Annotated in this window: 13 protein-coding genes and 1 pseudogene; 13 read left to right on the top strand and 1 reads right to left on the bottom strand. The window is 43.5% G+C overall.

The genetic code is table 11. From position 1 onward, the window contains the following. Positions 1 to 653: 653 nt before the first annotated feature. The 3 genes from zwf (at position 654) to CA598_RS02420 (ending at position 3966) form a co-directional block, all read left to right on the top strand. On the top strand, positions 654 to 2189 hold the full coding sequence (gene zwf, locus CA598_RS02430; RefSeq protein ID WP_094868868.1) for a glucose-6-phosphate dehydrogenase: 1536 nt from the start codon (positions 654 to 656) through the stop codon (positions 2187 to 2189). 72 nt (positions 2190 to 2261) lie between these two features. After that, a complete protein-coding gene (gene gnd / locus CA598_RS02425) occupies positions 2262 to 3155 on the top strand; it encodes a phosphogluconate dehydrogenase (NAD(+)-dependent, decarboxylating) (RefSeq protein WP_094875203.1) in 894 nt (297 codons plus the stop codon). 166 nt (positions 3156 to 3321) lie between these two features. Beyond that, on the top strand, positions 3322 to 3966 hold the full coding sequence (locus tag CA598_RS02420; RefSeq protein ID WP_256990318.1) for a class I SAM-dependent methyltransferase: 645 nt from the start codon (positions 3322 to 3324) through the stop codon (positions 3964 to 3966). A gap of 85 nt (positions 3967 to 4051) precedes the next feature. On the opposite strand, the gene CA598_RS02415 is transcribed toward CA598_RS02420, so the two are convergent. Then, positions 4052 to 4807 (bottom strand): DeoR/GlpR family DNA-binding transcription regulator, encoded by a 756-nt coding sequence (locus CA598_RS02415; RefSeq protein WP_094875201.1) that lies wholly within the window; start codon positions 4805 to 4807, stop codon positions 4052 to 4054. Positions 4808 to 5265: 458 nt separating this feature from the next. Between CA598_RS02415 and CA598_RS02410 the strand changes: the two are divergent. The 10 genes and pseudogenes from CA598_RS02410 to CA598_RS02365 all read left to right on the top strand — a co-directional run. Next, positions 5266 to 5395: pseudogene (locus CA598_RS02410) on the top strand (lactaldehyde reductase); the annotation flags it as partial. Positions 5396 to 5422: 27 nt separating this feature from the next. Next, complete coding sequence (gene rhaB, locus CA598_RS02405) at positions 5423 to 6889, top strand: rhamnulokinase (protein WP_094875200.1); 1467 nt, start codon at positions 5423 to 5425, stop codon at positions 6887 to 6889. Between the two features lie 38 nt (positions 6890 to 6927). After that, entirely contained in the window at positions 6928 to 8184 is a 1257-nt protein-coding gene (rhaA, locus tag CA598_RS02400) for an L-rhamnose isomerase (RefSeq protein WP_094868871.1), read from the top strand. A 49-nt stretch (positions 8185 to 8233) separates the two neighbouring features. Next, on the top strand, positions 8234 to 9079 hold the full coding sequence (gene rhaD / locus CA598_RS02395; protein WP_094875198.1) for a rhamnulose-1-phosphate aldolase: 846 nt from the start codon (positions 8234 to 8236) through the stop codon (positions 9077 to 9079). A gap of 158 nt (positions 9080 to 9237) precedes the next feature. After that, positions 9238 to 10332 (top strand): NADH:flavin oxidoreductase, encoded by a 1095-nt coding sequence (locus CA598_RS02390; RefSeq protein ID WP_094868873.1) that lies wholly within the window; start codon positions 9238 to 9240, stop codon positions 10330 to 10332. Between the two features lie 273 nt (positions 10333 to 10605). Beyond that, the gene (gene miaB, locus CA598_RS02385; RefSeq protein ID WP_094868874.1) at positions 10606 to 12192 is read left to right on the top strand and encodes a tRNA (N6-isopentenyl adenosine(37)-C2)-methylthiotransferase MiaB; all 1587 of its coding nucleotides are present in this window, start codon (positions 10606 to 10608) and stop codon (positions 12190 to 12192) included. A gap of 28 nt (positions 12193 to 12220) precedes the next feature. Further along, the gene (locus CA598_RS02380) at positions 12221 to 12670 is read left to right on the top strand and encodes a YlbF/YmcA family competence regulator (protein WP_060623306.1); all 450 of its coding nucleotides are present in this window, start codon (positions 12221 to 12223) and stop codon (positions 12668 to 12670) included. 165 nt (positions 12671 to 12835) lie between these two features. After that, positions 12836 to 13606, top strand: coding sequence for an NUDIX domain-containing protein (locus tag CA598_RS02375; protein ID WP_042128449.1), 771 nt, complete (start codon positions 12836 to 12838; stop codon positions 13604 to 13606). 30 nt (positions 13607 to 13636) lie between these two features. Then, entirely contained in the window at positions 13637 to 14176 is a 540-nt protein-coding gene (locus CA598_RS02370; RefSeq protein ID WP_094875197.1) for a cysteine hydrolase family protein, read from the top strand. 52 nt (positions 14177 to 14228) lie between these two features. Beyond that, positions 14229 to 15680 (top strand): nicotinate phosphoribosyltransferase, encoded by a 1452-nt coding sequence (locus tag CA598_RS02365; protein WP_094875196.1) that lies wholly within the window; start codon positions 14229 to 14231, stop codon positions 15678 to 15680. The last annotated feature ends 24 nt before the right edge of the window (positions 15681 to 15704 follow it).

The following is a 15704-nucleotide window of genomic DNA, read 5'->3' as shown; positions in this document are numbered from 1 at the left end:
TGGCTATTCATGCGTTCTTTAATTATAACACTTAATATACTGGCCTTAAACAAGAGGCAGGGTGAACAAGGGGGTTGCCGTCCAACATGAGTGGGTCTCAAGCAAGGAGTTAGGGCTTCTGAGTCCGATTCAACCAAGGAGATCAGCACGAGTTAAGCATACTCTGATAATCTTCCTCGAAGAGGACCTTTTTTATGCTTAAAAATCTAAGTTGAGATAAAGCAAGATCGATTTGTAATATTTTATTGAAGTCGTCCATTTTAAAATGATCAATTACTTGAAGTTAGTTTAAAGATACAAGGGAGCGTGAGTAAAGTTGACGACTGGAAATTTTATTCTTGTTACTAATTGGCTGTTGTGATGGATTTTAAACCGGAGGGAGAGGATTCAAGTTTGTTAAAGCCGCACTGGGATTGGGATTTTTCTTTAATCAACGTGAATATCCGAGTAATTTAATGCGAATGATCCCATACTATTTTCTTTGTGACATTAATCATAATTTCCAATTCACAGCTTTGTGAAAATAATAACTTTTCGTAAATGTCGAAATGAGGTTGACGTATGAAAATATCAGTCGTATGATTGATTCTACTGAGTATGTTAGTAATTAAAAGTAAGTATATAAATAATATATAACAACAGGAGGAATGAAAGTGGAATCATCAACATTTGTGCTATTCGGCGCTACAGGAGATTTGGCAAAACGTAAAATCTATCCTGCACTATATAACCTCTTTTTAGATGGTCAAATTTCAGGTCCTCTTTCTGTGATTGGATTAGGAAGAAGAGAAGTTTCGAACGAAGCCTTCCGTAAGCAAGTACTGCAATCCTTACAGACTTTTTCTAGACAACCAGCCGTTGACTCACCGCAATTACAGGTGTTCTTGGAGGCTTTTGAATATAGTGTTCTAGATGTGGGGAATACCGAAGATTACTTGAAGCTCCTGGAGCATGTTAAACGTCGCGAGCAGTTGTTCAATATTCCAGAGAATCGGATGTTCTATTTGTCTGTGGGTCCTGAGTTCTTCAAGGAAATCGCAGCTAATATTCACTCAAGCGGTCTGGGTTCCACGAAAGGCTGGAAGCGTCTGATTATTGAGAAGCCTTTTGGCACAGATTTAAAATCAGCAAGAGAACTGAATGATAGCTTGAATGCCGTATTTACTGAAGAAGAAATCTTCCGTATTGACCACTTCCTGGGTAAACCGATGGTCCAGAATTTGGAGGTTCTGAAGTATTCTAATCCAGTGCTAAGAGCACTGTGGAAAAATAGATATATCGCGAATGTTCAAATTACAGCGAGTGAGACTGTCGGCGTTGAAGAACGGGCAGGCTATTATGATAAAGCTGGTGCACTTCGTGATATGTTCCAGAACCATATGCTGCAGTTGATGATGATGATGGCAATGCAGCTTCCTAAAGGCAGTACACCTGAAGAAATCCGTGGGAAGAAAATATACGTCATGGAACATCTCATTCCAATTAGCAAAGATGAGGTTAATAAACATGTTGTCCGTGGACAATATGCAGAGGGTGAAATTAAAGGGAATGCTGTAACAGGTTATTTGAATGAGCCGGGAATTAATCAATCCTCGCAAAATGAGACGTTTATCGCAGCGCGTTTATTTATAGATGATCCGCTATGGAATGATGTACCTTTCTATGTTCGTACTGGGAAGAGAATGAAGGAGAAATCCACACGTATTGTTATTGAGTTTAAAGAACCGTTTAATGATAGTAATAACTTGAATAAAGGAAATGACGTACCGAATTTACTAATTATCGAGATTGGACCGAATGAAGCCATAACGCTACAGCTTAACACGAAAGATCAGCTGCAAAAAGGAAAGCTTGAGCCTGTCCGCGCGACTTATGAAGCGGGTACCTCAGATGTTCCGGAAGCCTACGAGAATCTAATCTTCGATGCACTTCGTGGAGATGCTACCTTCTTCGCTCACTGGAGAGAAGTAGAGCTGTCATGGCAGTGGGTTACACCTATTCAGGAAGCGATGGAAGAGGGGCTTATGCCACTTCACACTTATGCGTCAGGATCATATGGTCCAGATGCGGCTATGGAGCTATTGGGTGAAGATCGCTGGTGGTTCGATGAGGCAGATCAGGAGACAGAAGTTACGTCTGCTCAAGCTGAAGTTGCAGCAACGCAAGAATCTATACGGCCAGGGGCGTAAGCCCCTGCCTGTTTTTTTTACCAAATTTGGAGAAATTACATCACAAGAAGCTATATATCGGAGGGGAATTACATGAAAGTAGGATTAGTTGGATTAGGAAAAATGGGCTTTAATTTGGGCCAGAATTTGCTGGATCATGGTCATGAGGTTGTCGCATTTGATTTGAATGCACCTGCTGTGGAGGAAATGAAAGCAAAGGGCGCTAAAGGAGCAGTAACACTTACTGAACTGGTACAACAATTGGAAACGCCTAGAATCATTTGGATTATGGTACCACATCAGGTTGTGGACTCTGTCATCGCTGAGATCACACCTTTTTTATCCAAAGGAGATATCGTCATAGAAGCGGGGAATTCCCATTATAAGGAATCCATTCGCCGTTATGAGCAATTGAAAGAATACGGAATCAGCTTTATGGATGCAGGTACCTCAGGAGGAATGGAAGGCGCGCGGAACGGCGCTTGTTACATGGTTGGTGGAGATCCTGAAGCTTGGGAGGTTGTGGAGCCCATCTTCCGTGATACGGCTGTGGAAAGCGGCTTTTTATATGCCGGTAAAGCTGGTAGCGGCCATTTTCTGAAAATGGTGCATAACGGTATCGAATACGGCATGATGGCTGCCATCGGTGAAGGCTTTGAGGTGCTGGAGAAGAGTGAGTTTGATTACAACTTTGAGGAAGTTGCCCGGGTGTGGAATCATGGATCTGTTATCCGTTCTTGGCTGATGGAACTGGTTGAACGTGCTTTCTCGAAAGATGCTAAATTGGATGAGATCAAAGGGATTATGCACTCCTCCGGAGAAGGCAGATGGACCCTCGAAACCGCATTTGATCTGCAAGCTGCAACACCAGTGATCGCGATGGCGTTATTAATGCGCTACCGTTCACTTGAGACCGATACCTTCACTGGTAAAGTAGTGGCTGCACTCCGGAATGAATTTGGTGGACATGCCGTTGAAACGAAGTAATTAATGTTAATCATTAGCCCGAATTTCCTCGCAATTCATTCTGCGGTGAAATTTGGGCTTTTGTTTTGCAAAAATTAATAAATGGAGAGAATAAATCGAGTACGACTTTAATCCTTTTAACATATTTTAGAGTTAGATGGGGAAATTACGATAAGGGGGAGTTGACATGCGAAGCGGAATTCGAGAAAGAATTCATTTTCTGTATAAATTTCTGCATGCGCCCCGACAATTAGGAAGCGTTACTCCCAGTTCACGCTGGCTGGCAAAAACGATGCTTGACATCCTTCCGTGGCAAGAAATGCATAACATCGCTGAACTGGGTGCGGGCACTGGAGCCATCACAAGATTTATTCCAAGCAGGGAAGAGACCGGGATGAATGTGCTCCTGTTTGAGAAGGATCCTGATTTTCGTCATCAACTAAGACTTAAATTTCCTGGCCGTATTTTTCTAAACGATTGCCTGCGGCTAAGGCTTGCACTTCATAATAGAAGGTTAGAGAAGTTAGACTGCATCGTGAGCAGTTTGTCTTTTAGGAATTTCTCAGCCTCAGATCGGACGCTTTACTTTGAACAAATCATCTCTTCTTTAAAAGAGAGTGGCTGGTTCATCACTTTTGAATATTTTCCTCAAATGAAGAAGGAATTAATGCAGCATTTTGATATAGTGAGTGTTAAATGGGTACTGTTAAATTTCCCGCCAGCGCTTGTTTACATCTGTAGGAAGAAGGCTTCTACACAAGTAAAGCAGGCAGATCCTATTCATTCTTCCATAGATGTAATATCAATTTCTCAGGTTTCTACAGAAAGATAAGGCTGAAAAATACAACAAATGCCGTCACCCATAGCGCAATGGGAACGGCATTTGTTAAATTAGGCTCAGTATGTTATTACCTATGTTAATAGAGAACCTCAATATTGTCCTCGTTCAGACGTTTCAGCCAAGCTTCAGAAGGCTTGCGGTCCGTGATCAAGAAATCAATTTGGCCAAGCTCAACCAGCTTCGTAAAAGCAGTCTTATCGAATTTGGTGTGATCCGCCAGGAGCACGACCTTGTTCGCTTGCCGTAGCATGAACTTCTTAAGCTCACACTCCGGTTCGTTGGAATCTGTGATGCCTCGTTCCATATCCATTCCTTTACAACTGATGACCGCAGTATCCACATTGTATCTTTGAATGGTGTCATGGGCTACGGGTCCCACCAGCGATAATGACCGGTAGCGAAGTGACCCGCCGGTAGAGATGATATCCATTCCTGAATTCGAGAACTCATGCAAAATATTAATGGAGTTTGTGATGATGGTTAAATTGTTTTTGTTGCCGAGCAATTTTAGAAACTCAAAGGCTGTAGAGCTTGGATCTACCATTAATGTATCTCCATCATTGATTAAATCGAGTGCCTTCAAGGCGATTCCCCGTTTAATATCTGTATTCAAGGCATTTCGTGTAACAAAAGGCAGATCCTCATTCGTATGACGATTCAGCATAGCACCGCCATAGGTACGACTAAGGATGCCATCCTTCTCAAGCTTCTCCAAATCTCTGCGTATCGTCTCTTCTGTAACTTCAAACATCCGGCTCAAATCAGAGACCAGTACCCGTTTATCTTGATGGACGAGATCTATAATTTTTTTACGTCTTTCGGCTGCAAGCATAGGAATCACCTTTCCAAAGCTATATTTTACAATCATAGCGCTAAATATCTGTGTTTTGCAATGAAAACAACGTAAAAACATCTGTACTTTTCAATAATATTCACAAAACAGATATAAAACAAACAAAAACAACATAAATTATATTTAAAATGTTGACAATAAAGATTTAGGGGCATACGATGAAGAAGGAAATAATTCCCTTAGAGATTAGTCGAGTTAGTGTGATGCAAGGCCGGCCCAGCTGCTATTCAGAGGCCAGCCTGAGGCGCAGCAGCCGGAATACTGCGCTCTAGAATGCAGAGTAAAGTGATTAAACTTGGTGTTGATGAATTAACATTAGGAGGCTGGTCAAGAAATGAGCACACATGTGTTTTACGTTCCACCCGATCAATATTCGTGAGTAAGTGGTGTATGCATTTTTCCTAGGCGGACTTGGTTATTTGCATGCGATGGTGCATCAGCTTGGAGTAGATGAGGTCGATCTTGATCTTTTAGCCAGAGAACTCCATGAAGGACGCTTGTGCACCGGGTAATCCTTTTATTCCTACGAAGGAAGAAGTCATTGCACTATTCAAAAAAATACTATAATTCATCCCTTACTTTAGGAGATTCTTTATGAATAATCATATCGCCGTGGATATTGGTGCCTCTAGTGGGCGGTTAGTACGCGGAATACTGCAAGAGGGCGTCCTCACCTTAGAGGAGCTTCATCGGTTTAGCAATCGTTTTGTAGAACAAGAGGATTCTTATTTCTGGGACATAGATTATTTATTCGAGCAGATTATTATAGGGCTTCAGAAAGCTAAGGGGCAAGGCATTACAGCGTGTACGCTGGGGATAGATACATGGGCTGTAGATTATGTTCTTGTGGATGCAGAGGGAACACGTATTCAAGAGGTTTACGCTTATCGTGATCGTAGAACCGATAAGGCTATGGATGAGGTAGCTAAGCATATTTCTCCTCAAACTATATATGAAAAGACTGGTATTCAACAGTTATCTTTTAATACGTTGTATCAGCTTTATGTTCACAGTGAAGAAGAAATAGCCCAAGCGGATCAAATCTTACTCGTGCCTGATTATCTGTATTACAGATTAACGGGGTGCAAGATCAATGAGGTTACTAATGCATCTTCAACTCAGCTATTGAATTTAGAGAGTCGAAATTTCGATAATGACCTGTTGGATTTTCTGAATATTAAAAGAGATCAATTCGCTACATTGACTGAACCTGGAGTAATTATTGGCCCCCTCGATGAAGCACTATTTCAGGAATATGATCTTCCGGATTGCCAACTGATCTGTGTAGCCACACATGATACAGCTTCTGCAGTGCTGGGTGCCCCTCTTCAAAGGGACTCCGCGTATATCAGCAGTGGAACATGGTCATTGCTCGGTGTTGAACGAACTCAGCCACTCAATTCTATGATGGCCATGAAGGCCAATTACACCAATGAATGGGGCGCATACGGAACCTATAGATTCCTCAAAAATGTTATGGGCCTTTGGCTCATCCAAGAGGTTCGCAGGCTAATGGACGATCGTTATAGCTTTGCGGAACTAACAGAGCTTGTACATGGAGAAGAAGGCTTCCGGAGCCTGATCTCCTGTAATGATCCAAGATTTCTCAATCCTTCAAATATGATAGAAGAGATTCGTAATGCCTGCGCAGAGAGCGGGCAGCCTGTTCCTGAGACGCCAGGTCAGTTGGCTCGCTCTATTTTTGACAGCTTGGCATTAACGTACCTTACTTACTTGGAAGAACTAGAAGAATTAATAGAAAGCCGGATCGAGGTTCTGCAAATTGTGGGTGGAGGTGCTAACAACAGCCTGTTATGCCAACTGACTGCTGATGTTATAGGCAGAGAAGTTAAGGCTGGCCCAACGGAATCCACAGCACTTGGTAATCTAGTGGTGCAGATGATTAGCACGGGAAGCCTAACTGATATTAATGAAGCAAGAGATATTATCGCTGAATCATTTGAGATAAAGTCGTTCACACCGCGCCAGACCGCTCATCTTGAAGAAATTCTAATTCGCTGGAAAGAGCTTCAGTTGTCCAAAATACAACATCAAATCTAATTAAACTTACGCTATATGATTTTAGGAGGTACTACAGCATGGATCAGAGTATTATCACTAGCTATAATGAAGCCAAAAAATTATACGCAGCCCACGGGATTGATGTGGAGAACGTGCTGGAGCGGCTCGCGCAAATTAAGATTTCCATCCATTGCTGGCAGGGCGATGATGTACAAGGGTTTCTTTTTAAAGATAAAGAACTAAGCGGGGGAATAGCGGTAACAGGAAGTTATCCCGGCCGAGCTCGCACGCCAGATCAACTGCGTCAAGATTTAGAAAAAGCATTATCCCTTATTCCTGGTAAGCACAAAGTAAATTTACATGCGATCTATGCAGATACAGATGAAAAAGTTGATTTAGATGAATTGGAGCCACGCCATTTCCAATCTTGGGTAGACTGGGCGAAAGAGCAGGGGCTGGGCCTTGATTTTAACCCTACTTGTTTCTCACATCCTAAAGCTGCAGACGGTTTTACGCTAAGTCACTCTGACGAGAAGATTCGTAACTTCTGGATTAAGCATTGTAAGGCTTCGCGGACGATTGCTGAACATTTTGGTAAAGAGCTGGGGCAGCCTTGCGTAACTAACTTTTGGGTGCCAGACGGATATAAAGATGCACCAGTCGATCGTTTAGCGCCAAGAGTGCGGTTAAAGGAGTCGTTGGATGAGATTTTCAGTGTGGAAATAGATCCTCTTTATAATATTGATGCTTTAGAAAGTAAATTGTTCGGAATCGGTTCTGAGAGTTATGTGGTTGGATCACATGAGTTCTACATGGGCTATGGTTTAACTCGCGGTAAAGCTATCTGTTTGGATGCCGGACATTTCCATCCTACGGAGATGATCTCAAATAAGCTATCTTCGATTCTTATGTTTAGCGAGCAGTTGCTGCTGCATGTAAGCAGACCCGTCCGTTGGGACAGTGACCACGTTGTAACGATGGACGACGAGCTGCTGGAAATTGCCCGTGAACTGGTGCGTGGGGATTTACTCTCCCGAACGAATATCGGACTCGATTTCTTTGATGGCAGTATTAATCATATCGCTGCTTGGGTGATTGGTACACGCAATACCATTAAGGCGTTACTTCGCGCAATGCTCGAACCGGTGGAAGAATTAAAGAGAATAGAGCGGATTGGTGATTACACTTCACGACTAGCGCTTACGGAAGAATTCAAATCGTATCCGTTTGGAGCCGTGTGGGATTATTATTGTGCATCACAAGATACATCCGTTCGGGAGCAATGGCTGGCGGAAGTGAAGAGTTATGAACAGGAAGTTCTGTCTGCAAGATAGAGTGCTAGAGTGGATGTGGAGAGCAGCATATACAAAGGAGAGATTGACAATGAGTACATCTGTTTTGGAATCCAAAGGGTATATTGCAAATAGTGAGGCTCCATTTATTCAGGAAATGTCAGAGATTACCCGTCATATGTGGGAGCTTGGCTGGGATGAGCTGAATGGCGGTAATGTCAGCTATCTGCTGGATGAAAATGAGGTTGCTAAATATATTAACGTCCTAGAGCCACTACGCACCATTAAACTTACCTTCCCTGTAAAAGAATTAGCCGGCAAATACTTCATCGTGACAGGCTCTGGCAAGTATTTCAGAAATGTGATCAAAGACCCGGAAGCCAATCTCGGTGTGCTTCGTGTTAGTGCCGACGGTGAAAGCGTAGAAGTGTTATGGGGATTACGGAACGGGGCTGTACCTACAAGTGAATTGGCTTCACATTTCATGAGCCATATTGAGCGACTGAAGGTTGACCCTACGCACCGTATCGTATTGCATACACATGCTACGAATGTTATCGCGATGACCTTCACGCATGATCTGGATGAATTGAAGTTTACGAAGACGCTTTGGGAAATGTGCACAGAATGCCTTGTTGTTTTCCCGGATGGCGTTAGTGTCATTCCATGGATTGTTCCTGGCAGCAGTGAAATCGGCCGCGAAACGGCTAAGAAAATGAAGGATCACCGCCTAGTGATCTGGCCGCAGCACGGGATTTTCGGCACAGGCTCCACTATGGATGCCACTTTTGGTCTAGTAGAGACTGTTGAGAAGGCTGCTAAGATCTACAACTTGATTGGCGGAAGAGAAATGAAGCAAAAGATCACGGATCAGCAGCTGTGGGATTTAGCTAAGGCGTTCGGAGTAACTCCAAAAGCTGGTATTCTTGAGGGTTAAGAAGTTCGTAATAGGATAAAACCGGGCATTCGCAGATTTTGCGAGGTCCGGTTTTTATGATTTTTTCTTACATGAAGATCTTAAAATTTGCATTTCCCATCTTTTGGGTGGATAATAAGCTTACTTAAAGTTATCTAATAATTAAATGGAGGTAACATATGAATACTGAACTCTTATTCACACCTTTTCAAGTGGGGAATCTTACATTAGCCAACCGAATTGTCATGGCACCTATGACACGGGTATACTCTCCGGATGGTGTACCAGGGAGTAATGTTGCCGCGTATTATCGCAGACGGGCAGAGGGTGGAGTAGGATTGATTGTTACCGAGGGCACAGCCATTAATCATCCTTCGGCAGTCAGCCACGCCAATATCCCCAATCTACATGAAGAAGCGGCTTTAGAGGGCTGGAAGCAGGTGGTAGAAGAAGTTCACGCAGCTGGAGGTAAGATCATACCCCAATTATGGCATGTGGGAATGGCGCGGACTATAGGGGAAGGCCCTAATGTTGAAGCCCTTCCTATTGGCCCTTCTGGTTTGAATTTAGCAGGAGAACCTGTGACAGAGCCGCTGACTACAGCTGAAGTTGAAAGCTTAGTCTCAGCATTTGCTCAAGCAGCAGCGAACGCGAAAAAAGTGGGTTTTGATGGCATTGAGATTCACGGCGCACATGGGTATCTGATAGACCAGTTCTTCTGGGAAAGAACGAACAAACGTACCGATCGATACGGTGGTGATTTGGCAGGTAGAACAACATTTGCTGTTGAGATCATTGAAGCGTGCCGTAAAGCGGTTGGGCCAGATTTTCCGATCGTGTTACGCTTCTCTCAATGGAAATTGGGTGCCTATGATGAGAAGCTGGCAAAAAATGCAGCTGAGCTCGAAAGCTTTCTGACCCCACTTAGCAATGCTGGGGTGGATATTTTCCACTGCTCCACTCGTCGCTTCAGTCAACCTGAATTTGAGGGATCTGAACTAAATCTGGCGGGATGGACTAAGAAGATTACTGGGAAGCCATGCATTACAGTGGGCTCTGTTGGCTTACAAAGCGACTTTTTCGCAGAAGATAAAGCTCAGAAGCCAGAAGATAACATAGATGAATTGCTGGAAAGAATGGACCGTGAAGAGTTTGATTTAGTGGCAGTTGGCAGAGCACTTATTAGCGATCCAGCTTGGCCTGCCAAAGTTCAAAGTGGAGCTATAGATGAGATTATTTCGTTCACTCCGGACGCTACTAAATCACTGTACTAATGCTTGTTGAACACAGCATGGCATTTTTTTGTGTAAGAGACCGTTTATCTGTTTCAATAGGATAATATCTGCTTATATTACAAGCATACCCCCCTTTAATATAATGGAATTTGACCCTGCCAATCGTTGGCGGGGTATTTTTTTGTAGAGAAGAACTATTCTATTCCGTCATTCAAAGGTCGGGTACTTCTAACTTAGCCCAGCAATATGTTATAATTTTAAATTAGCAAAGTATAAAAATAATTGTTTAACAATAGAGGACGTGAAAACAGCATGACTAAGGGGAACCATAACTCACCGGACTTAAAATCCGGCAAGGGTTCTAAAGATTATTCGAGATATTTTGATTTTAGCGACGCTAAGGTGATTAGTGAAGAAGAAGGTAAGATTACTTACCGGATTAAAGGAAGAAATGTGCAAATTAATAGCCAGCCTGATTACAAAGAAGGAAAACGGCGTGGCAAGGAAGAAATAGAAGTGCATTATGATTTCCAGATTCCTGAAGAAATGCAGAATTTCGGAGTAGACAAATATTATCATATTACGACTTATGGCTGCCAAATGAATGAGCATGACACGGAAACGATGAAAGGCCTATTAGAACAGATGGGCTACAAAAGCGTTGACGATCGGAATCATGCGGATCTCATTCTGCTCAACACTTGTGCCATTCGTGAGAATGCCGAGGATAAAGTATTTGGAGAGCTTGGTCATCTTAAGAACTTGAAGATTGAAAAGCCAGGTCTTTTGCTGGGCGTGTGTGGCTGCATGTCGCAGGAGGAAGGCGTTGTCAATCGGATTATGTCTAAGCATGGATTCGTGGATATGATCTTTGGTACGCATAATATTCACCGTCTGCCCCATCTCATTAAAGAAGCTGTATTCAGTAAAGAGCTTGTAGTGGAGGTATGGTCTAAGGAAGGCGACATTATTGAGAACTTACCGAAGAAACGTGAAGGTATGCGTGCTTGGGTAAACATCATGTATGGCTGTGATAAGTTCTGTACGTACTGTATCGTACCTTTTACACGGGGAAAAGAACGAAGCCGCCGTCCGGAAGACGTCATTGCTGAAGTAAGAGAGCTAGCGCGTCAAGGATTCAAGGAAGTGACTTTGCTAGGGCAGAACGTAAACGCATATGGTAAGGATTTTACAGACATCGATTACACCTTTGGTGACCTAATGGATGATATGCGTTTAATTGATATTCCGCGCATCCGCTTTATGACCTCGCATCCACGTGATTTTGACGATAAATTGATTGAAGTACTCGGCAAGGGCGGCAACCTGGTGGAGCATATCCATCTACCGGTTCAATCGGGAAGTACTGCCGTACTTAAGAAAATGAGTCGCAAATATACTCGTGAAGCTTATCTGGAATTAGTTCGTAAGATCAAGATAAGTGTGCCTAATGCGGTATTAAGTACCGATATTATCGTTGGTTTCCCTGGAGAGACTGATGAACAATTTGAAGATACCCTATCGCTAGTGCGCGAGGTTGGGTATGATATGGCATATACGTTCATTTATTCACCTCGTGAGGGTACCCCTGCAGCAGCTATGGAGGACAATGTACCGATGTCAGTGAAGAGCGAACGTCTGCAAAGACTCAATGATCTCATTAAAGAGAATAGTCGGATCATTAATGACCGTATGCTAGGTGAAGTCGTCGAGGTACTGGTAGAAGGCGAGAGTAAGAATAACTCGGAAGTCCTTTCTGGCCGTTCCCGTGCGAACAAGCTGGTCCATTTTGAAGGTTCGAAGGAGCTTATTGGCACCTTTGTAAAAGTGAGAATTACAGATACCAAAACATGGTACATCAAAGGGGATATTGTGGCAGAAGCTGCTGCTGTTCATTAATCATCACATACGAATGGGGAGATGGCTTGTGAGTACAGAGGAACAACGTTTGAATAAATATGGGATGAAGACTTATAATACCCGTGACTTGATCGTACGCGAGGATATTATGGGTAAAGCTAAAGAACTAGCTTCATTGATCTCGACAAGTGAAGAAGTAAAGCATTTTCAGCAGGCTGAGCAAAAAATCCTGAACCACGAGCGGGTTCAAGGTCTAATTGCAACGATTAAGAAAAAGCAGAAGGAGATTGTCGCCTTCGAAAGCTTTAATAATAAAGATATGGTAGCCAAGATCGAGCGTGAAATTGAAGTGTTGCAGGATGAAATTGACGGCATTCCAGTCGTGAACGAATTTCAACAGAGCCAGAGTGACATCAATTATCTTCTCCAGCTTGTCATTTCCGTGATTAGAGATACGGTTTCGGAAAAAATAAATGTGGAAGCCGGCACCGAAGCGCCTCCGACCACATGCGGATAACCCACACTCAGTTTAGGGGGCGGATGCAGATCCGCCCCTTTAAGTTTTACACTATACATAATCCTAATCTTTCTAAGTCCAGTTGTTGATTTTAGAAGTTAAGGTTTGGTACATTTAAAGATACGAATTAGTAAAATTATAGCTTCGGAAAAGGATGGGGCAAATATGAGCGAAAATGGGGAACAAACCTATAACGCCAAAAAATATCGTACACCGGACGGAGTTCCGGCCGACATCGTAATGTTTACACTGACCAAACGCGAACGTAAGACGGTCACGAAGACGCTTCCCTTACGTGAGCTTAAGGTAATGTTAATTAGACGAAAGAAATGGCCATGTGCTGGAATGTGGGCTCTCCCAGGCGGATTCTGTCAGGAGGATGAGTCCATTTATGCTGCGGCTACACGTGAACTCAAAGAAGAGACGGGTGTAGATGGCGGTCATTTGGAATATCTGGGTGTTTACAGTACACCAGGCCGCGACCCTCGCGGATGGATCATCAGTCATGCTTTTTTTGCTCTTGTAGAAGAATGGATGTTGGAGCAGAGACAAGCTTCGGATGATGCTGGCGAGGTAGGTTTATTTACGTTGCAGGAAGCACTTGAAGAGCTGGAGCTCGCTTTTGATCACCATGATATCATCAAGGATGCATACTTGCGAATTCAACAACAAATGCTTCAGACTACGATCGCAAGACAGTTTTTACCTAGACATTTTACTCTCAGTGAGCTCTATCAAGTCATTCAAACGGTAGTGCCGGAATTTAAGGAACCGAATTTTATTCGTAAAATCACTTCAACACGTAGCCGTCAGGGTATATTAAAAGAAGTAAGAGATGAAGAGGGAAATGCGCTTAGTTCAAATCAATACTCCCAGCGTCCAGCTCAGCTCTATATGTTCACAGATCATGAGCCTTTGTTATCCATCTACACGTAGTGGTTTAAATCAAGAGAGGGGATTCATCTCATGAGAGCACTAATAGTGATCGACTTTACGAATGATTTTGTCAACGGAAATCTGCCGGTGGGTCAGCCAGCCGTAGATATCGAGCCTAGAATCAGCCAATTAACGTCGGAGTTTGCCCAAAATGGCGATTATGTCGTTATGGCCGTGGATTTACATGAAGAGCAAGACCCTTACCACCCGGAGAGCAAACTATTTCCTCCTCATAATATACGCGGAAGTGAAGGACGTGAGTTGTTCGGAAGTTTGAAATCTGTGTATGAGCACAATCGAGGTTCTATTTATTGGATGGACAAAACGCGTTATAGCGCTTTTAGTGGAACGGATCTGGAAATTAAGCTGCGGGAGCGTGGCATTACTGAACTTCATTTAATTGGTGTCTGTACAGATATTTGTGTACTGCACACCGCAGTGGATGCATATAACAAAGGATTTGCAATTATTGTGCATGAAGATGCAGTTGCCAGCTTTAATCCAAATGGACATACTTGGGCGTTAGAACATTTCCGGGGAAGTTTAGGAGCAGACGTTATTAAGGCATAATACTAGAACAGAACATACACATATAGCAGCGTAGATATTAGGAGATGAGGACTTGAGAAGAGAACTTGCGCTACATACGGATAAGTATCAGATCAATATGATGTACGCTCACTGGGTGAACGGAACGCATAAACGGAAGGCTGTATTTGAAGCTTATTTCCGTAAGCTACCTTTCGGTAACGGCTATGCTGTTTTCGCTGGGTTAGAGCGTATTGTTGGTTATATCGGCGGTTTGCGGTTTACCGAAGATGATATCCGTTACTTGTCTGAGCAAGAAGAGAACTATGCGCCAGCTTTTTTGGAGGAACTGTTACAGTTTCATTTTCAGGGAACCGTTCATTCGATGAAAGAAGGCGCATTGATTTTTCCAGATGAGCCATTAATCCGTGTGGAAGGGACAATTATGGAGGCTCAGCTGGTGGAGACAGCCATTCTGAACTTCATGAACTACCAGACGTTGATCGCTACTAAGGCTTCACGAATTAAACAGGTGGCTCCGAATGACATCTTGCTGGAGTTCGGTACCCGGCGTGCGCAAGAAGCTGATGCAGCGGTGTGGGGGGCTAGAGCGGCCTATATTGGCGGCTTTGATGCTACTTCCAACATGCTGGCAGGCAAAATGTTTAGTATTCCAACCAAGGGAACACATGCACATTCCTGGGTCCAGAGCTTTGGCAGCGAGCAGGAGGCTTTTGATGCCTATGCTAAGGTGATGCCGGACGAAGTTACACTTTTGGTCGACACCTTCGATACACTCCGTAGTGGGGTGCCTAATGCAATCAATACGGCCAAGAAGCTTGAGGCTCAAGGTAAAAAAATGGTCGGTATACGTTTGGATAGCGGTGACTTGGCTTATCTATCCCGTCAAGCGCGTAAGATGTTGGATGATGCTGGTCTGGACTATGTGAAGATAGTCGCTTCCAACGATTTGGATGAGAACACGATCATGGATCTGAAGCTGCAAGGCGCAGCAATTGATACTTGGGGCGTGGGTACACAACTGATCACCGCCTCGGACCAACCCTCTCTGGGTGGCGTCTATAAGCTGGTGGAAATTGAGTCCGCTACTGGAGAAATGATCCCGACGATCAAGATTTCTTCGAATCCTGAGAAAGTATCCACGCCTGGCAAGAAGGACGTATTCCGGATCATAGGTAAAAATGGCAAAGCACTTGCGGATTATATCTGTTTCCCAGAAGAGGAAGCTCCGCGTAACGGTGCACGTTTGAAGCTGTTTAATCCGCTCCATCCATACATGCATAAGTATGTTGAGCGTTACGAGGCATTGCCTATGCTAGAACCTATTTACGTTAATGGATTTCAAGTGTATACTTTGCCGGATTTGAATGAGGTTCGCCGTTATCATCGGGCGCAAAAGGATCTATTCTGGCCGGAGTATCAACGTAAGTTAAATCCCGAGGTATATCGGGTGAATTTAAGTGAAAAGGTCTGGACTAGCAAGCAGCAGTTAATCGCTGAGCATATACGACCGGATATAGAGTAGATTTTGCAGGAGCAATTCTGTCAA

It is taken from the genome of Paenibacillus sp. VTT E-133291 (assembly GCF_002264395.1).
Taxonomy (GTDB): Bacteria; Bacillota; Bacilli; order Paenibacillales; family Paenibacillaceae; genus Paenibacillus_AQ; species Paenibacillus_AQ nitricinens.
Note: the sequence above shows the minus strand (reverse complement) of the source record. Positions and strands in the feature narration are given on the sequence as shown.